At 39.9% G+C, this 18,737-nt stretch carries 19 protein-coding genes; 12 read left to right on the forward strand and 7 right to left on the reverse strand.

All coding sequences use genetic code 11. The features are described 5' to 3' along the window. The first annotated feature begins 10 nt into the window (after nt 1-10). From MLE13_RS08765 to MLE13_RS08780, 4 genes are all read left to right on the forward strand, one after another. Nucleotides 11-2,398 (forward strand): glycogen/starch/alpha-glucan phosphorylase, encoded by a 2,388-nt coding sequence (locus MLE13_RS08765; protein ID WP_240749350.1) that lies wholly within the window; start codon nt 11-13, stop codon nt 2,396-2,398. Nucleotides 2,399-2,417: 19 nt separating this feature from the next. Next, the gene (locus MLE13_RS08770; protein ID WP_240749351.1) at nt 2,418-3,227 is read left to right on the forward strand and encodes an SDR family oxidoreductase; all 810 of its coding nucleotides are present in this window, start codon (nt 2,418-2,420) and stop codon (nt 3,225-3,227) included. Between the two features lie 85 nt (nt 3,228-3,312). Continuing rightward, nucleotides 3,313-4,434 carry an MBL fold metallo-hydrolase gene (locus MLE13_RS08775; protein WP_240749352.1) on the forward strand — a complete coding sequence of 374 codons (1,122 nt, stop codon included), beginning with the start codon at nt 3,313-3,315 and terminating at the stop codon, nt 4,432-4,434. Nucleotides 4,435-4,438: 4 nt separating this feature from the next. Next, entirely contained in the window at nt 4,439-4,699 is a 261-nt protein-coding gene (locus MLE13_RS08780) for a DUF3006 domain-containing protein (RefSeq protein WP_240749353.1), read from the forward strand. A gap of 55 nt (nt 4,700-4,754) precedes the next feature. On the opposite strand, the gene MLE13_RS08785 is transcribed toward MLE13_RS08780, so the two are convergent. The 4 genes from MLE13_RS08785 to MLE13_RS08800 all read right to left on the reverse strand — a co-directional run bounded on the left by MLE13_RS08785 (nt 4,755) and on the right by MLE13_RS08800 (nt 7,960). After that, nucleotides 4,755-5,042, reverse strand: a complete 288-nt coding sequence (locus MLE13_RS08785) for a DUF3219 family protein (protein WP_240749354.1) — start codon at nt 5,040-5,042, stop codon at nt 4,755-4,757. Next, nucleotides 5,043-6,209 carry an acyl-CoA dehydrogenase family protein gene (locus tag MLE13_RS08790; RefSeq protein ID WP_240749355.1) on the reverse strand — a complete coding sequence of 389 codons (1,167 nt, stop codon included), beginning with the start codon at nt 6,207-6,209 and terminating at the stop codon, nt 5,043-5,045. It lies immediately after the preceding gene. A 126-nt stretch (nt 6,210-6,335) separates the two neighbouring features. After that, on the reverse strand, nt 6,336-7,391 hold the full coding sequence (locus MLE13_RS08795; protein ID WP_240749356.1) for a YkvI family membrane protein: 1,056 nt from the start codon (nt 7,389-7,391) through the stop codon (nt 6,336-6,338). Between the two features lie 239 nt (nt 7,392-7,630). Then, a complete protein-coding gene (locus MLE13_RS08800; RefSeq protein ID WP_008431229.1) occupies nt 7,631-7,960 on the reverse strand; it encodes a general stress protein in 330 nt (109 codons plus the stop codon). Between the two features lie 116 nt (nt 7,961-8,076). On the opposite strand from MLE13_RS08800, the gene MLE13_RS08805 reads away from it, so the two are divergent. From MLE13_RS08805 to MLE13_RS08820, 4 genes are all read left to right on the forward strand, one after another. Beyond that, a complete protein-coding gene (locus MLE13_RS08805; protein WP_240749357.1) occupies nt 8,077-8,811 on the forward strand; it encodes an MBL fold metallo-hydrolase in 735 nt (244 codons plus the stop codon). Nucleotides 8,812-8,970: 159 nt separating this feature from the next. Next, complete coding sequence (locus MLE13_RS08810) at nt 8,971-9,615, forward strand: NAD(P)-dependent oxidoreductase (RefSeq protein ID WP_240749358.1); 645 nt, start codon at nt 8,971-8,973, stop codon at nt 9,613-9,615. A 162-nt stretch (nt 9,616-9,777) separates the two neighbouring features. Beyond that, nucleotides 9,778-10,044 carry a hypothetical protein gene (locus MLE13_RS08815; protein WP_240749359.1) on the forward strand — a complete coding sequence of 89 codons (267 nt, stop codon included), beginning with the start codon at nt 9,778-9,780 and terminating at the stop codon, nt 10,042-10,044. Between the two features lie 83 nt (nt 10,045-10,127). Further along, nucleotides 10,128-11,411 carry a purine/pyrimidine permease gene (locus MLE13_RS08820; RefSeq protein WP_240749360.1) on the forward strand — a complete coding sequence of 428 codons (1,284 nt, stop codon included), beginning with the start codon at nt 10,128-10,130 and terminating at the stop codon, nt 11,409-11,411. 281 nt (nt 11,412-11,692) lie between these two features. Here the strand turns inward: MLE13_RS08820 and pepF are convergent, their stop codons facing one another. Next, a complete protein-coding gene (gene pepF / locus MLE13_RS08825; protein ID WP_240749361.1) occupies nt 11,693-13,504 on the reverse strand; it encodes an oligoendopeptidase F in 1,812 nt (603 codons plus the stop codon). A gap of 686 nt (nt 13,505-14,190) precedes the next feature. Here pepF and MLE13_RS08830 point away from each other — a divergent pair. Together MLE13_RS08830 and MLE13_RS08835 are read left to right on the forward strand one after the other, a co-directional pair. Beyond that, nucleotides 14,191-14,670 carry a PaaI family thioesterase gene (locus tag MLE13_RS08830; RefSeq protein ID WP_240749362.1) on the forward strand — a complete coding sequence of 160 codons (480 nt, stop codon included), beginning with the start codon at nt 14,191-14,193 and terminating at the stop codon, nt 14,668-14,670. A gap of 32 nt (nt 14,671-14,702) precedes the next feature. Continuing rightward, nucleotides 14,703-14,903: a hypothetical protein gene (locus tag MLE13_RS08835; protein ID WP_240749363.1), complete on the forward strand. Its 201-nt coding sequence runs from the start codon at nt 14,703-14,705 to the stop codon at nt 14,901-14,903. Between the two features lie 35 nt (nt 14,904-14,938). On the opposite strand, the gene MLE13_RS08840 is transcribed toward MLE13_RS08835, so the two are convergent. After that, entirely contained in the window at nt 14,939-15,226 is a 288-nt protein-coding gene (locus MLE13_RS08840; protein WP_240749364.1) for a hypothetical protein, read from the reverse strand. 129 nt (nt 15,227-15,355) lie between these two features. On the opposite strand from MLE13_RS08840, the gene MLE13_RS08845 reads away from it, so the two are divergent. Then, nucleotides 15,356-16,036, forward strand: coding sequence for a hypothetical protein (locus MLE13_RS08845; protein ID WP_240749365.1), 681 nt, complete (start codon nt 15,356-15,358; stop codon nt 16,034-16,036). A 107-nt stretch (nt 16,037-16,143) separates the two neighbouring features. Next, nucleotides 16,144-17,049, forward strand: a complete 906-nt coding sequence (locus MLE13_RS08850) for a catalase (RefSeq protein WP_240749366.1) — start codon at nt 16,144-16,146, stop codon at nt 17,047-17,049. Between the two features lie 158 nt (nt 17,050-17,207). Here the strand turns inward: MLE13_RS08850 and MLE13_RS08855 are convergent, their stop codons facing one another. Further along, nucleotides 17,208-18,692, reverse strand: coding sequence for a glycine betaine uptake BCCT transporter (locus MLE13_RS08855; protein WP_240749367.1), 1,485 nt, complete (start codon nt 18,690-18,692; stop codon nt 17,208-17,210). Nucleotides 18,693-18,737: the final 45 nt, after the last annotated feature.

The following is an 18,737-nucleotide window of genomic DNA, read 5'->3' on the forward strand; positions in this document are numbered from 1 at the left end:
CGTACCAATTATGTTTACTTCCAAAGAAGAGTTTAAGAAAAGTTTTACGAATCGATTAGAATTGAAAGGAACCGAAAAGAGTCTGGAACGGGCTCATGAAACTTTGTGGGAAATGACCTGCGAGTGGGTTCAAGAAAGCTGGAAGCGTACAAACCAATTGTACGAAGAGAATCAGGACAAACAACTATATTACATGTCCATTGAATTTTTAATTGGGCGGGTGCTAGGGCAAAACCTACAAAACTTAAATTTTTACAATATGGTCAAAGAAGGACTTGATGAACTAGGGCTCGAGCTTTCTGAAATAGAAGAACTTGAAATAGAGCCAGGTCTTGGAAATGGTGGGTTAGGAAGATTAGCGGCTTGTTTCATGGATTCTCTTGCTTCACTAGAATTACCTGGACATGGGTATGGATTGCGTTATAGAGGCGGCTTGTTTACGCAGCATTTTGTAAACGGTAACCAGACAGAACAACCTACAAATTGGATTAAAGATACGAATAATGTAGATACTCGTCGAGAAGACCTGGCAGTGGACATTCCTTATTATGGAGAAGTTCAATTAGTTATGGGGCTTGATGGAATGCGGACAAAAATAGAAAATCCTGAATGGGTCAAAGCGGTTCCATATGATATCCCGATTGTTGGAGCAAATGGTGGAACGGTGAATACACTTCGATTATGGCAAGCGGAAGTTTCCGATCGTTCACCTTCGGTTGGTAAGGAGTACGCAGTCTATGAACGTGAGACGGCCCACATCACAGACCGGCTTTATCCTGATGATTCTTTAGAGACGGGGAAAATATTGCGCTTGAAACAACAATATTTGCTTTGCAGTGCCTCTCTTCAAAATATTATAAGCAATCATAAGTCTTCTTTAGAAAAACTACCTGACAGTATTGCCATTCAAATAAATGATACGCATCCAGCTTTGGCTGTTCCAGAATTAATGCGCATCTTAATCGATGATTATGCTTGGGATTGGGAACGAGCATGGGATGTTACAACGCGTACTATTTCCTATACAAATCATACGATTTTAGAAGAAGCTATGGAAAAGTGGGACAGTCATTTAATTCAATCATTATTGCCTAGAATCTATCTAATCATTGAAGAAATTGATCGGCGTTTTAAAGAGAGTTTGCAGAACCAAGAGAAAGATGATGAAACTCTTCACAAATTGTCCATCATTGAAAATGGAGTTATTAAGATGGCAGTACTAGCGGTAGTGGGGAGCTATAAAGTAAATGGTGTAGCAAAGTTGCATACGGAGATTTTAAAGAAACGTGAAATGAAAGAATTGAACGAGCAATTCCCAAATAAGTTTCACAACAAAACCAATGGAATTACACACCGGAGATGGCTAATTAAAGCAAACCAAGAGTTGTCGGGATTAATCACGGAGACAATTGGTTCACAGTGGATGAAAGAGCCTGAACGATTAAGTGAACTCCATTATTTCTCTCAAAATCAAAACTTTCTTCAAGACTTCCAAACAATTAAAAGTTTGAAAAAAGAGCAATTAATCCATCATCTTCAGCGAGATCAAAATATTATTGTGGATCCATCTTCTATTTTTGATATCCATATTAAACGATTTCATGGTTATAAGCGGCAGTTGATGAATATTTTGCATATCCAAATGCTATACGACCGGATCAAACGAGATTCTACTTACCGACCATATCCCCGAACTTTCTTTTTTGGAGGGAAAGCTGCGCCGAGTTATCACTTTGCAAAACAAGTGATTAAAATGATTAATACAGTAGCGACGAAAGTGAATAACGATCCTTTAGCAAGACAGCATTTGCATATTGTTTTTGTTGAAAATTACAATGTGACACAAGCGGAATACTTAATTCCTGCGGCTGACGTGAGTGAACAAATATCGACAGCTTCTAAAGAAGCTTCAGGGACTGGGAATATGAAATTTATGATGAACGGTGCGCTGACAATTGGCACTTTTGACGGTGCAAATGTTGAGATATTTGAACAAGTTGGTCAAGAGAACGCATTTGTCTTCGGAATGCGAGCAGAACAAGTGATGGAATATGAAAAAAATCACTCTTATAATCCAAAAGAAATAATTGAATCGGATGTAGAAATCGAGAAATTGATGGAAGAACTGGTTAAAGGCGACTGGACAGAAGGAAAAGCGAATGCTGATTTTATTGTTGGGCAGTTGCTACATGATGGAGATCCTTATTTTGTATTAAAAGATCTTCAGAGTTATGCAAAAGCACACGAGAAAATTTTAGATGCCTATGCCAATCCAGTTAAGTGGGCAGAAATGGGTGTTAAAAACATTGCCGCTTCAGGTATTTTCTCAAGTGATCGTACCATTCAGCAATATTCAGACGATGTTTGGCATTTAACGAAAGTTCCCAGTATATATTAGAAGTTGAAAGGGTGGCAATATGGCAGATCACGAATTTGATAATACCGACTTAACAGACTATAAAGCGAGTGGTGCGTTAGTCGGTAAAGTTGCAATTGTCACAGGTGCCAGCAGTGGCATCGGTCAGGCTGTAGCGATAGCTTATGCAAAAGAAGGTGCGAGAGTCATTATTGGGTATCTCGGAGATGACGAAGGTGCTCAAAAAACCATTGATTTGATTGAATATTATGGTGGTGAGGCTAAAGCGTTAAGTGGTGATTTGGGAAAGTCGGAGAATTGTGACGCACTCGTACAATTCGCTTTAGCGGAATTTGGCCAAATAGATATCTTGGTCAATAACGCCGGTTACCAATATCCCCAAACGTCCCCACTCGATATTACTGACGAGCAACTTTTAAAAACATTTGAGATCAAAGCGTTTGCCATGTTTTATTTGACGAGAGCGGCACTTCCTCATTTGAAAAAAGGTTCTCGAATTATCAATACGGCATCTATTAATGCATATCGTGGCCATTCGGATTTGATTGATTATTCTGGGGCGAATGGTGCGATGGTAGCTATGACTCGCTCGTTGGCACGTCGATTGGTGCGAGAGGAAATTGCAGTAAATGGTATCGCGCCAGGACCCATTTGGACGCCGCTCATTACCAAAACTTTTGGTGATTTAAATCCGAATGTTGGAGATGATTTTGGTGAAGATGTGCCAGCAGGACGTCCAGGTCAACCTTATGAACTCGTGAAAGCATATGTGTTTTTAGCGGATCCGCAAAATTCGTATATGACAGGGCAATTTCTGCATATGAACGGCGGAGACTATATGTCTACTTAATCAAAGCAGGCCAAGGTCATTCTTGGTCTGCTTTTTCATATGTTCTTGTGTATGGTAAAATTCACTGAAGAACGGGAGTGAGTTTTTGAAAAAGATTGCATGGATCTTACTACTGATAACCTTTAGTCTAGGATTGCTGACAGATTGTACGGACATAACTCAGCAACCAAAAGAAGAAAGCGAAGACAATCAAGAAAACCAAGAAAAGTCAGAACAACCAATGGTCCTTGATAATGGTAAAGAAGTAATGCGTGTCCATTATATCGATGTTGGGCAAGGAGATTCTACGTTGTTGGAAATTGAAGGATTTTCAATATTAATTGATGCGGGAAATTGGAAATCAACCGAAGTAGTCGATTATTTAAAACAACAAGAGATTAAGAATATTGATATTGTTGTAGGCACTCATCCAGATGCTGATCATATTGGGCAGCTGGCACAGGTGATTGGAGAATTTGATGTTGGTGAAGTATGGATGTCTGGCAATTCAAGTAGCTCTGCTACGTTCACTAATGCGTTGCAGGCAATCGAAGCGAGTGATACAGAATATGTTGAACCGAGAACGGGGGATGTTTTTGATGTGGGTTCTCTTCAAATCGAAGTGCTGCATCCGAGCGAAATCACCGGTTCCCCTAACGAAGAATCCGTATCATTAAAAATGACATATGGAGATGTCGGATTTATCTTTACTGGAGATGCAGGGGTTAAAGAAGAACAAGAAATGATTGATACGGGCATTGACCTCAATGCAAAAATCCTACATCTAGGGCATCACGGTTCTAACACATCAACAAGTTTGGCATTTTTAAAAGCAGTGACTCCTGAAATTGCGATTTATAGTGCGGGAGCTGATAATTCATACGGGCACCCACATGCGGAAGTAATTGCAGTTGTAGAAAATGAAGGAACAGAAGTATACGGGACAGATGTAAACGGGACGATTGTGATTGAAACAGATGGTAAAGCCTACACCGTTAACACGCAGCAAGAAGGTGTGCCAACCGAAGGGCAGAATCGATGCATTGATATAAACATCGCATCCTCAGCAGAATTACAGGAGATTTCAGGAATAGGCGAAACGTATGCAAAAGCGATTATCGATAAGCGGCCATTTGAAAATATAGAACAATTAATCGATATTAAAGGAATTGGGCAAGGCACGCTAGATGCTATTCAAGAACAGGACCTAGCTTGCATAGGAGGGTAATAGGATGAAAGGGATTTTGGACCGTATTGAAGATGACCTATATGCAGTCATTTTAGTAGAAGAAGAAAGACTTGAATTGATCTTACCTGCCAACCGATTGCCAACAGGGAGTAAAGTCAATTCCTGGTTTACCATTTATGCAGAAAACGGTCAGTTAGCAGTCACATTAGACGACGAAACATCCTTCATAAGAGAAAAGCAGACTGAAGAATTGATGGCAAGACTAAGAAAAAAGAAAAAAGGTAGCCGCTTTAAGCGGAAGTAGAAGAAATCCAGATTCTCTTATGAGGATCTGGATTTCTTCACTTTCTGATTCCTAATTAGTTTTCTTCAATCAATTCTAAATGGTAATCAGCTATTTGATTGGGTTTGTACAAATCTGTAATCGATGTGGAATAATCGGAAATGGACGCTTGAAATTCTGCCTCTAGAGACGGTATGCGGATTCGGAAAGACATTTTATACAAAAGTGTAGCAATGTCGTGGTACTCTTTGCTCGTCACTTTAAAGTCGAAAGAGATTTTTCGTTTATGCTGTTCATTCGTTTCTTCTTTAAAGTTAGAAGCGTGTATCTCGGTATCATCAATCCAAACGATTGTTTTCGTCATTTATTTCACCTCGGTTTCCAATTGTTGAGTAAATTGCTGGATTGCTTGTGCAGCCAATTGGCTTTTAACCATATCTTCCATAGGTGGGTTGTAAAGACCAGCACGGACATTTAGGTAATGGCGGTGCATCGGATTGGCTTCTGAAAGTGCGCGAGATCCGACAATTTTCATCGCTTTGTCTACTATCTCCATGGCGGCATGGGTTACGGCTATTTTCGTTATATTTAAAGCTTCATCCATTTCTGCTTTATTGTCTGTTAAATTGTAACGTTCTACAGTGCCATATAAAAGGTGCCGAGCGGTAGTCAGCTGTAGTTCCATTTCACCGATTGTTTGTTGGATAGCTGGTGTCTCGGCAATAGGTTTTCCAAGTGATGCTGGCTTGTAATTAGCTGCAAACTCCACTGCATACGCTCTTGCAGCGGCAGCAATTCCGATATAACAAGCAGGAATATGAAGCAGCCAGCCTTTAGCGGTAGCTGTAACTCTTGAACGTTTCAGCGTATAGGTTTTGGGAATCCGGACATGATCGAGAAGTAAGGTATGGCTTGCAGTGCCCCTCATCGCTAGCATATCCCATGTTTCGTCTATTGATACGCCGTCAAGTTGACGTGGAATAACAACTGTGATGACTTCGTCATTTTCTGTAGTTGCCGTTACAAAAATATAATCGAGTGCAGGTGCCATGGAAGTGTAGGTTTTTTGCCCGGTGACAATATATGAGTCGCCGTCGCTAACAGCCGTGGTGCGAGGCAATGCGCCTCTAGCAGGGCTACCAGCGTTTGCTTCTGTTGCAGCAGTATTAATGAATGCACCATTTGCGATTTCGGCCATTAGCCAATCTGCAGGTTCTTCAAGCCAATGGTGATTTTCAGTGTATTCCAAAACAATGCCAACATGCCATCCGATTGATAGAGCAGTCGCTCCAGAACCTTCCGCTATCGCTTCTTGTGCTAATACGTATTCATATAGTCCAAACCCTTGCCCGCCGTGTTCTTTAGGAAGAGTCAAGGTATGATAATTCATTTTTTTCAAATCGTTGATGTTTTCAAAAGGGAAAGAGCCGCGCTCATCCAGTTCCGGCTCACGAGATTGGAAAACTGGTTGCAAGGAACGAATTTGATCGATAAGTAATTGCTGCTGAGGTGTTTTGATAAATTGATTCATACACTAGACTCCTTCCGTCTTAAGGCTGTCGAATCTACATGGCTGCCTCCGCTTTTCTTTTTACCGTACCATAAAAAAGCCGTCAAAGCAGTAGATCAGGCTTTGACGGCTGGAGAAGATTTTTAGTTAGTGAAGATTCTTTTTATGTGGTTTTCGGATGTCGGCGACGATTAAAGCTCCGACGAGAAATAGGCCGAGATAACCAATGGTTGGATAAAACAGACTGACAAGGTTTTTGAACCCGACAAAGCTTAATACATAGGCGACAAGCACAACAGCAGTAATGAAAATTCGAGATTTTGTTGTGCCCATTACCACAAAGCGCGCCGAGAATGAAAAGAGCATGCTGACTGCGGTATTGTAAATCATACCGAAAAGAATGAAAGACATAAAAATACCGAGAATAGGGGAGAGGTTATCGGCAATTAGTAGCAATGGCATTGCTGAGCTGCCGACTACATCGACTTGTGAGAAAATCGCCAAATGACTCAAGATGATAAGGCCACCTAGAATCAGACCGCCAATCAAGCCACCACGTGCTGCAACTTTTTCGTCTTTTTCAGTTCCGCCCATTACAATTGCCATTGAAGCTCCGACGGCAATATTAAACGATACATAATTAATGGCAGATAGGAACCAGTTTGGCAAAGCCGACTCTTGATCGTTTGCAATTGGGTCTAATGATGCGAAAGTGGCATCCATCGTCCAAAGACTGTAGGCGGCTAGACCGATAACGGCAATGATTAAAAATGGCGTGATGCTGCCGATGATGGCGATTACTTTTTTTACGTTTAACATAATCGTCAAAGCAACTAAAATCGCCATGACTGTACTGCCAAGTGGAGCAGGTAAATTGAATTGCTGTGAGAAAATCGAACCTGCTCCGGCAATCATAACAACGCCTACTCCAAATAAAGTTAGGATAATTATGTAATCAACGATAGAACCAATTACTTTTCCACTGATTCCAAAAATGGCTTCTTTATGTGACGTTGTTTTCATCCGGCTTCCAAGCCGAGTTAAACTCATTCCTAAATAGGCAAATAAAGCGGTTGCAAGAATAGCTGCGATTGTTCCCATATAGCCGAAGCTTGTAAAGTATTGGAGAATTTCTTGACCCGAAGCAAATCCGGCTCCGACGATGATGCCAACAAAGGCACTACCCATTCTTAAACTTTTCATGATGTTCCTCCTAGATGCTGTTAATGCATGGGTAAGTTTTTTAAAAATTGTAAAATTCTTATTTAAATATAACAAAAGAAGTGAAGCAGTACAATTGAAAAAGCAATAGTAATATAAGTAGCTTGGTGAATTTAAGGATTAGAGTACGTAAAATTAAACAGTTAAGAATAATGAAAAATGGCGGGAGAAGTACGCAAAAAAGCATCGCCAGTTTCAACTGGCGATGCTTTAACAAATAACTAGTTTAAATCTTTGTTTGCGATAATAACTAATTTGCCTTTATCAAGTTCTTCTTCGTACTCTGCTGCTTCTTGTGTGGATAAACCAGCTGCTGCCATTTTAGCACGTAATTCGTCGCCTCGTGAAACAGTCATATTTTTCATGCTGTCTAAAAAGCCTTGTTCTTTCATGCCTACTTCTTCTGTGTCCAATGCTTTTGTAATATCTTTGCCACGTTTTTTATCATGTGCAAAAATATAGATATCATCGTGCGTATAGCCTTGTGTTTCTAATTTTTCAATTTCCGATTTTGCTTGAAGTGCGTTTTCGACTGTCATTTTCAAAGTCAATGTAATCCCTCCAATTAATTTCTTATTACTATGCATACCACAGCGGATTAAAGCTTAAACAAAAAGTGTCCAATAATCAGTTATACTAAAGAAAAGTGAAGTGAGGAGTGGTTTTTTTGAAGGTTATTCCAATTGGTATTTGGGGAGGTTATCCCAACAAAAATGAAGCAACTTCCGCATTTTTAATCGAACAAGATGGCTTTCGTTGTTTAGTGGATTGTGGGAGTGGTGTATTAGGAGCTGTTCAAAATTATACGGAATTACGTGAGTTAGATGCGGTAATCATCAGTCATTACCATCCGGATCATGTGGCTGATATTGGTGTATTGCAACATGCTGCCATGGTTGGTATGCAATTGAAAGAGTGGAATACGCCACTATACATCTATGCGCATGATAAAGATCTAGAAGAATTTAACAAGCTTTCTTATAAAGGCGTTACAGAAGGTCGTGCGATACAAGCTTCGGAAACACTGGAGCTTGGACCGTGGCAAGTTACGTTTTGTGAAACGATTCACCCTGTCTATTGTTTGGCTATGAGATTTACTGCAAACGATCAAACGGCTGTATTTACTGCAGATACCGCTTGGAAAGATGAATTGGTCGATTTTTCACAGGGAGCGGATCTTTTAGTCGCAGAGTCGAATCTATACGAAAAGTATATTGGTATTATTGGGGGCCACATGAGTGGTAGCCAAGCGGGGAAACTTGCTGAACAGGCTAATGCCAAGCAATTGCTATTGACGCACCTTCCGCAATACGGCGAGTTAAATGAAATTTTAGAATCGGCAAAATCTACTTACACCGGTGAAGTCGAGTTTGCGGTAATCGGTAAAACCTATCAAATTTGATGTTGCAGAGATAAGCAGATAGTTTGTATACCTAATAGGTTCCTTCTATTCTTTAAGTACATGCTAAGCAAATTGAAAATATCGCCACGGTCTAATTACTTAGGAGAAAACTGATTCTTTTATTGTCTGTCTAGAGAAAAAAGACTGGAGGAGAATAAGATGAAAATAGGGATTATTGGGGCAACAGGAAAAGCGGGTAATTTGATATTAAAAGAAGCGCTAAGAAGGCGCCATGAAGTAACTGCGATTATTAGAGATTCACAAAAAGCAGAAAATCTAAATGTGCCAATTGTCGAAAAAGATGTTTTTAGTTTAACGGCGGAAGATTTATCTCCATTTGAAGTGGTCGTCAATGCATTTGGTGTACCACCTGAAAAGGCAGGACAACATATTGAAGCAGGCAAAATTTTGATTGATGCACTTAAAGGTGCACCAAATACTCGCTTGATCGTAGTCGGGGGTGCTGGCAGTTTATTTGTGGATGAAGCACGAACAACTCGTCTAGCAGAAACTCCCGAGTTTCCTGAAGCATTTAAATCAATTGCTAATGGCCAAGCGCAAAATTTAGCTGATTTGGAAAGAGCAGAAGGAATTCGCTGGACGTTTTTGAGCCCGGCAGCATTTTTCGATCCGAAAGGTCACCGTACAGGTCGTTATCAAAAAGGTGATGATGGGTTTATCGTCAATAGTAAAGGCAAGAGTTATATTAGTTATGCTGATTACGCTATTGCGCTTGTCGATGAAATCGAAAGTGGGGAGCATCAAAATAGACGGTTTACCGTTGTTTCTGAAAATCATCTATAGTTAGAAAAAGCCGGTTTCTAAGAAAATCGGCTTTTTCTATTCATGGAGTTATCAACTATTGAAGAACATCTGCCATGAAATGTTCACGTTCCTTAATTAAACAGCAACATGAATCATGTATAATAAGATGAAACTTGAGGTTTAAAGGTGGGAATCAACACAATGGATTTTTTATATTTTCCTGAAGACAAATCGGAATACATCCCTGGGATTATTTCTGTCGTAATTATATTCATATTGTCTGTACTGATCGTACGGTTATTAGTTAAAGCTTCACGTAAGCAAGTGAAAAGTTTAGAAGAGCAAGGTTATCCCGTTGTTTATAAAGACGGTTTTGACGAAGGCCAGACAGAAGAAGAAATCTTAGAACCGCAAAAAGCAGCAGATTACGCAAACGACAAGAAAACACGTGAGAAAAAAGAGACCTGACAGCCGTCAGGTCTTTTTTTGGTTCTTTCACTAGGTGTATACTGGAATCACTTGATGAAAATGAAGAGATGGGGGCATTGTTTATGAAGAATATCTTTGGCGGAGTGCAATGGGCGGTTTTTCTAATTGCTTCTTCCATCGCAGCACCAATCGCAATTGCCAGTATTTTTGGCATGGATACAACGGATACCGCTCTCTTCTTACAGCGCACGATGTTTGTTTTAGGAATTGCTTGTTTAGTACAAGCCTTTATTGGACACCGTATGCCAATCAATGAAGGACCAGCCGGCTTATGGTGGGGAATATTTATTGTTTACGCTGGATTAGTCGGCATTATGTATGCAACTATGGAAGAATCTCTTCAAGCCTTGCAAAGCGGGTTATTGTACAGTGGCGTGTTGTTTATCGTGTTTGCCTATACAGGTCTCGTTGATAAGCTAAAAGTTTTGTTTACCCCAACTATCACTTTTGTTTATCTTTTGTTATTGGTCCTTCAAATCAGTGAGTCGATTATTGCAGGTTTATTGGGCATCGTAACAGAAGGAGATCCAGTAGATGGCACGGTCTTGCTAGGTAGTATAATAGTTATCCTATTAACTTTCTTTTTCATGAATCATAAAATGCCATGGATTAGCCGTTACTCGGTGTTGTTTGCAATTGCTACAGGTTGGTTCATTTTCTGGATTCTTGGCAAATTACCAGAAACTGCAGAGAGCACAGGTGCATTAATATCCTTGCCAGAGATGCTCGTTTTTGGGCCGTTAATCTGGGATAGTGGCATGTTTGTAACTGCCTTGTTTTTAACGATTTTGTTGCTTGCCAATATGATGGCGTCGATTCGCGTTATGGAAAGTGTACTAAAGAATTCCTTTTCGATTCATGCGCCTGACCGAGTTAAACAAGCATCAGCAGCCTCGGGTATTAATCATATTGTAGCGGGATTGTTTTCTTCTATCGGACCCGTGCCGATTTCAGGAGCGGCTGGATTTGTTAGTGCGACTAGAACACCTACGCTTAGACCTTTTATTTTCGGAGGCATGCTAGTAGTGTTGATTAGTTTTTTTCCGACACTCATGGCAATTCTGGCTTCTCTTCCAGCTCCGGTAGCCTATGCTGTTATCTTTGCGGTATTTACCAAAATGGTTGAGATGGCTTTTGTTGAATTAGAAAATGAAAAAGACAGGCTACATTCTTATAAAGTGGCAGCTTTCGGATTGATGAGTGGAGTTGGGATTATGTTTGTTTCCCCAGAAAGCATGGCCAACTTGCCATCGGTTATCGCAGCGACATTATCAAATGGATTAATCACCGGAACCATTATTGCGATTTTTGTAGAACAGTTATTGTTGCGGAAAAAGACATCATAACAAAAGCCGGACGCGAGTAGTAAATGCGTCCGGCTTTTGTTATTGTCTAGGCTCCAGCGGCTAGCTCTTTGGGTCATAAGCCATTTTGGCTGTGCGGCAAAGAACACCGCTTCGCCAATCTGTCCTATGCCCGGCAGAGCTACACAGCCGCTTATGCTTTTCTATTTGTCTAGCTCCAGCGGCCAGTCCCTCGGGGTCTTAAGTCAGCCCACTACGGAAATCGGGATTTCCTGCGTGTTCTGTCTTAAGCCTGTCGGGACTATACAGCCGCTTATGCTTTTCTATTCAGCTTCGATTTCTTCTGTTAGTTTCACGAGTTCATCGATCAGTTCGCCGATATAGGCGATGGTGTCACGGAGCGGTTGTTCGCTGGTGATGTCGACGCCGGCCATTTGTGCTAGTTCGACTGGATTTTTAGTACCACCAGCTTTAAGAACTTCTAGCCATTCATCGACAGCAGGTTGTCCTTCTTTTAAAATGCGTTTAGATACTTGTGTGGAGATGGTTAAACCAGCACTGTACGTGTAAGGGTATAAGCCCATGTAATAATGCGGTTGGCGCATCCAAGTTAACTCGGCACCCTCATTTATTTCTACAGTATCTCCCCAGAATTCTTCTAGTACACCACGTTTGATCGAATTCAAAATTCCGGCATTCACACTTTGTCCTGCATCAATGCGCTCGTATACTTTACGCTGATAAGCGGCTTCAAGCAAATGAGTAACAAAGTTATGGTAATAAGTTCTGGCAACGATTGATGAAATGACCCAACGTTTAAATTTCGGATCCTCTGAGTTTTTCAATAAATGATTAGCAACGAGCATTTCGTTCATTGTTGAAGGTGCTTCAATAAAGTAAAGAGAAGGTCTTCCATTAAAGATATTTTGTTCTTGATGTGCATGATAAAAATGTCCAGCGTGACCAAGTTCATGAGCCAGCACAAAAACCTCATTCATACGACCTGTCCAAGAAATCAAAATATAGGGATGATCGCCGTAAGGACTTGAACAAAAAGCACCTGTTGATTTTCCTTTGTTTTGTGCAAAATCAATCCATCTTTCAGAATAAGAACGATCAACCATTTCCAGATAATCAGGTCCCATAATCGAAAGCGCATCGTCAATATACTGTTTGGATTCAGCTACTGTAATCTCCGGTTCATAGCTTGGATCTAAAGAAATTTTCAAATCAGCAAAGGTCATCTGATCAAGTCCATGAACTTTCTGCAATAATTTCGCGTATTTTCGCATATGAGGTGCTAATTCTGACGTGATCAAATCAATTTGGCGATCGTAAAGAGAACGGTCTACTTCTTGACTAAATAAAAGGAAGTCAAAAATACTGTCATAACCCCGCAAATCGGCAGTGGTTTTTTCCATCTGCAATTGCATATCATAAGTTTTTGCTGTTGTTTGTTGATACTCTTTTAATTTTTTAGAAAAAGCATCAAATGCTGCACGTCTGAGTTCGGTATTTGTTTCAGCTTCCCAGTCACCTTCAAAAGAGCCATAGCTTAAAGGGTACTTCTGGCCGTTTACTTCAAAGTCTTCAAAATCGATATCGCCCATTTTCGTTGTATTGTAAAGTCCATAAGGTGCGCTAAAAGTAGAAGAATAAGCAGCTAAACTTTTTTCAGCTTCTGGATGTAATTGATAAGGTTTTTTACGAAGTAATTTTTTTAAGAATACACGGAATTCCGTTGATTCTTCCATCGCTTTCTCGAGTGTTTCAGTTGGTAAAGCGAGAAGCTCACTTGTGATAAAAGACAATTGACTACCGATTTTAGCGGCAGTAGCTCCAAATTTACTTGCTTGTAATTGAGCTTCGTCATTGGTTTGATCTGTGCTTGCTGTTAAATTTGCATGAGTACTCAATAAAACCATTTTTTCCATAAACGTCATGTACGCTGTTAAGACCAGAGTAATTGTTTTGGTATCCATAATTGTGCCTTGAAAGTTTTTGTTTAAAGCTTCTGCTTGTTGTTCTAAGTCTTCTAATTGTTGATTGAAGTCAGGTGAACTACTAATTAGACTGGATAAATCCCATGTTTCTTCGACAGGAACAGCTGAGCGTACAGGTAAACTTTTAACCAAATAAATCTCTCCTCTATGTATTACGGATTTCGAACTAATTATTAGTATAATAGGCAATTGAAGAAATGTAAAAAAAATAGTTAAGAATATAAAAAAAAATTAAAAAATAGGTTTAAGTCTATCATAAGGGTGGGTACTATATAAATACAAGGCGGAATTACCGTTGAAAGACACGACTGGATTCGATTCAGAATCGCCTTTTAACGAGAAACTGCACAGCCTTGGCGGGAAATTTGCTTTACTGACGATATTCACTCTTGTCAGGAACCATAGTTAATCGGGTTTCTATCCGGAAAGTGTTTCAAACAGTAAGTTGTAAGTTTTTTGTGGAAGTGCAATTGAAAGCCTGACTGCAGAACCAAAAATTCACTGAGAAGTAGATGTGAACCTAATTGCCTTATTGGCAAATGACAGTCAGCGTAACTAAACTGCAATGACGAGGGTTTCGTATTCGTCAGAGATTTTCAGTTTGTAGAAAGAATTTAATAAGATTTTCCGCGTGCAAAAAATCTCTCAGGATTTTCGAGAGATGGAAAAAGAAAAAGGCATGATCTGATGAAAAGGATCATGCTTTTTTCTTTGGATTTTGAACTATCAGATTTTTTAGTGTAGTCTATTTGTATAAGCTTTTATCAAAACGAGTTTGCATTTAGATAACTTTTAATTTTATAAAAGGGGAATCAGTCATGGAAGAACATTCGGTAGTCGCTATACAAGACGAGTATGCAGAAGACTTTGCATGGTGTTATGGTTGCGGACGACTTAATAAGGAAGGACATCAATTTCGGACAGTCTGGAATGGCGAGGAAACAGTCACTTTGTATAAACCAAAAGAAGAGCACACAGCTATTCCTGGATTTGTTTATGGTGGCGTGATTGCTTCGTTAGTAGATTGTCATGGAACAGGATCAGCTTCTTTAGCACTTCATCGAAAAAATGGTTTTGAACCAGGGAGTGGCGAAGCACCACCGCGATTTGTTACCGCTTCTTTGCATGTAGATTATTTAAAACCAACTCCTCAAGGCATCGAGCTGAAAGCGGTAGGGAAAATCGAAGAAATTCATCCAAAGAAATTCAAAGTGAGAACAGAGGTTTACGCTGGCGATACACTTTGTGCAACAGGCGAAGTAACAGCGGTGGTTATGCCAGCTTCCTTTGCGAAATAATTTGAAAAAAGTTAGAGAAGGAGTGCTTGATAATGGTAGAAAACAAAAACGAAGCAGAACAAGTTGAACAGCCAAAAGCAGAAGTGGTTGAACCTGAGCCGGAAATTGAACCCGTTAAAGAAGAGTCGAACTTCGATAAACTTTACAGCAATATTGCATCTAATCGATATGAAAACTTACGAACTAGCCATATTGAACAAAAAGCAAAAGAGTTGAGAAAACGAACAAAATAAAAGATCGAGTGTGTTAGCACTAGACCTTTACTTTTTTAAAGTTTTTCAATTTCTTCTGAAACAACAAAAGCCAAATCATCATTGCCAAAAAGCTGTAGAACGTCCAATAAGGTGTGATGGTCAATAGCTAATTCCTCTGAATCCGACTGCTCAATGGCATCAGTCAAAACGGGGCTTTGGAGTTGGCCTGGGTATGCACGCTGATATAGTTCAGCTGGGTCTAAGTTATAGTTTATACACCATTGAACAAAAAGCTGAACCATAATTTGCTCATCTTGTTGATATTTTTTGATGATATATTCATCTCGATTTTCATTATTCATGTCTAGAGCCTCCGCCATTAATAGTTTAATGATAAGTAGCATACCAAACAATTCGAGTGCCTGCATGGACTTCTGTCGATTTTTCCTCTAGAATAAAGCCATGGCAATGATAGTATCGGAGGGTTAATGATGAAATTACTTCAAGTAAGAAAAGGGCAATTTGTTTATTATCAAAATGAGTTACACAAGGTGTACTCTGTAAAACCATTGGCTAAAAAGTCAGTGTTGATGTTCCGTGTCAAAGATATGGAGCAAGTAGACTGCAAAGCGGAAGAAATCACACTTTACAAACCGAAGCATATGGACTCTTTCTTGTTTTTTGGATCTCGGTATACGTTACTTGAGAACCAACCAGCTGAAGAAGGCGGTTATATCTTAATCACGAAACCAGACCCGGATTATATGGATCATTATTCGTTGAATGAGTTCGAAAAAGTAGAGTCTGTTGAAGGAAACAATGTAATTACGACGCGTCAAAATACCGTGAAAGCAAAAGAGTTTCTCGTTATGTCTCCTGAAGAAGCAGCGGGCAGCAATGATATCATCTACCTTGATAAATCTAAAGTTTCAGCTGAACAGTTGGAGCAAGACGCTCAATTAGAAGAAGTATTGCGTGAAAAGAGTGCAATTCGCCCTTCTATTGGAGATGTTTACTTGAACTTGGATAACACAGGTACTGCGATGATAGTAGCAATTGTTGAAGAAGAAGTAATTCTTGGTACAGGAGATCGACTTACTTTTCATCAATTGTACAAAGCCGATAACTGGAGTTACTTATACAACATCAACGATGGTGAATTTAGACAATAATAAGCAAAAGGCGACCTCTAGGGGTCGCCTTTTTTTAGGTTAAACTTTTAAAATAACGATGTTAAATATGGAGAAAAGGGGTATGAATGACCATAAGAGGTGATGAAATGGATGAATTAGCAAAAACAACGATTGATCGAATTGAAAAAGTATTTGACGTTCCAGCGGGGTACCGCCGAGCTCATGCAAGAGGGAAGAGTTATCGAGCTCACTTTACTGCGACAGGCTCAGCTAATCATTTAACTAAAGCGACGCATTTTCAAGAAGGAGAAAGCGAAGCCGTTGTACGTTTTTCGCATTTTTCTCCAGACCCGAAATGGACGGATGCGATGTCTCCGGTAAAGGGAATGGCTGTTCAATTCCTTTTACCGAATGGAAAAGTAACAAATATTGTAGGCGTCACCTCACCTATCTTTTTTGCTAAAACACCTGAGATTTTTAGTGAAATGCTCGGTGTTGTAAAGTCTTTTAAGAAAGGGAAGCCTAGCTTTAAAGAGTTGGTAGGGTTGTTAGCGGATTATCCCGAAAGCGGAGCCATGCTTACTAATATCTGGAAAATGCAAGCGCCTTCTAGTTTTGCTACGGGTCAATATTATGCTATTCATGCCTTTTATTTTATTAATGAAGAGGGGCAACGACAACCCATTAAATATCTCTGGCAACCAGAAGAAGTAGATACCTTGTCTCCACTCGATGCAATTTCCTTGTCTTCAGGTACTTTTGAAAGAGATATAGAAGAACGTGTCGCAAAAGGACCTGTGAAATTCCGATTGGATGTCATATTGGGTCAACCAGAAGATCCCACCGATGACCCGACAAAAGAATGGCCACAGGATCGAGAGAAACTGACTTTGGGAACTTTGACAATTATAGAAGCTGCAGAAGAAGCAGAAGAAGTTGTTTTTGATCCAACACTTGTGACAGATGGAATTGAATGTTCAGAGGATCGGATATTAAATTTTCGTCACCATGCGTATCAAATTTCACATGACCGGAGAACTTTAGAAACGTAAATAGCACAATCTGTTTTATTGGCAGAGCCTAGGCTATAGAAAATTCTATAAATTGTTAAGTGTGAAAAAATGCGCTTATGTATACCCCAACCCTTTTGAGTTAAGCTATACGAAAAGCCGTCTTCAGAATTCTTCCTGAAGACGGCTTTTCGTATTTTTTATTTTTTCATCATTTGTAATTCTAGGTTCAATGTTTTAACTAAAGCAAACAACATTAGAATGATAACAAAAGAGAATGGCAATGCCGCGATAATGATTGTATTTTGTACGGCTGCCAAACCACCTACGGATAATAAGATTGCAGCAATCATCGATTGCGCAATTCCCCATAAAATTTTAATTTGATTGCTTGGCAATAATGATCCGCGTGTTGATTGCATTCCTAACACGAAAGTAGCTGAATCAGCTGATGTGATAAAGAATGTGCTAACGAGCAAAATTGCGATAATCGACATGACAAATCCAAAAGGTAGTTCGTTGAACATCGCAAATAACGTCTGTTCAGTTGGGAAAGCAGTCAAGTCGATGCCGCTTTTTTGTAGGTTGATAGCGGTTGTTCCAAAAGTCGCAAACCAGATTGAACCGAATACTGTCGGGGCAATTACTACCCCGGTAAGAAACTCGCGAATTGTACGACCTTTTGAGATACGAGCTATAAACATGCTGACAAAAGGTGCCCATGAAATCCACCATGCCCAATAGAAAATCGTCCAGCCGTCTAGCCAGCTGCGATTATCGGCATCCAGTGGAGCAGATTTAAAGCTCATGCTGATTAGGTTTTGAATATATTCTCCGAAAGTTTCGGTGAACATGTTCAAGATTAAAAGGGTAGGTCCTAATATCAAAACTAATATCAATAGAACAACAGCGACAATCATGTTGACATTAGACAGATATTTGATGCCTTTGTTTAGCCCTGACCATGCAGAAATGATGAATAGAATGGTGACAACTCCAATGATGATCATTTGCACCCAGTATTCTTGTGGTGCGCCGAACAGATAGGCGATTCCTCCATTAATTTGAGCAGCACCAAAGCCGAGTGAAGTTGCCACACCAAAAACTGTTGCAAAAACAGCAAGCACATCAACGAGCGTCCCTAGTGGTCCATTCATTTTATCTCCAAAAATCGGCTTCAATGTGGAAGAAATTAAGGCAGGTTCTCCTTTTCTGAATTGGAAAAAGGCTAAAGATAGAGCGACCATCCCATACATCGTCCAAATATGAATGCCCCAATGGAAATAAGTCCGTTGTAATGATTCTTTGAAAGCTTCATCGGTGCCTGGTTCAGCTGTAGGTGGTTGAACAGCAAAATGAGATAGCGGCTCGGAAGCACCATAGAAGACAAGACCAATACCCATTCCTGCAGAAAACAGCATAGAAATCCAACTGAATGTTGAAAATTCTGGGCGATCCGAGTCTTTCCCAAGGCGGATTTTTCCATATGGACTGACAATAATGATGCCGACAAAAATCATCAAAATACCCATTATCATCAAATAATACCAACCGAATGCTGTATTAATATAGTTGCGAATACTGCCGGTAGCAGATTCAAATGTTTCAGGTGCAATGACCCCAAATGCGACAGTCAAGATGATTAGCGCAAATGTAATATAAAAGACTTTCGAAGCTTTTTTCATAGTTCCCCCTGGTAATAGTTTTTTAACATAGTTGTTAAGGTTACC

This window comes from Planococcus halocryophilus (genome assembly GCF_022489025.1).
Lineage (GTDB): Bacteria > Bacillota > Bacilli > Bacillales_A > Planococcaceae > Planococcus > Planococcus halocryophilus_A.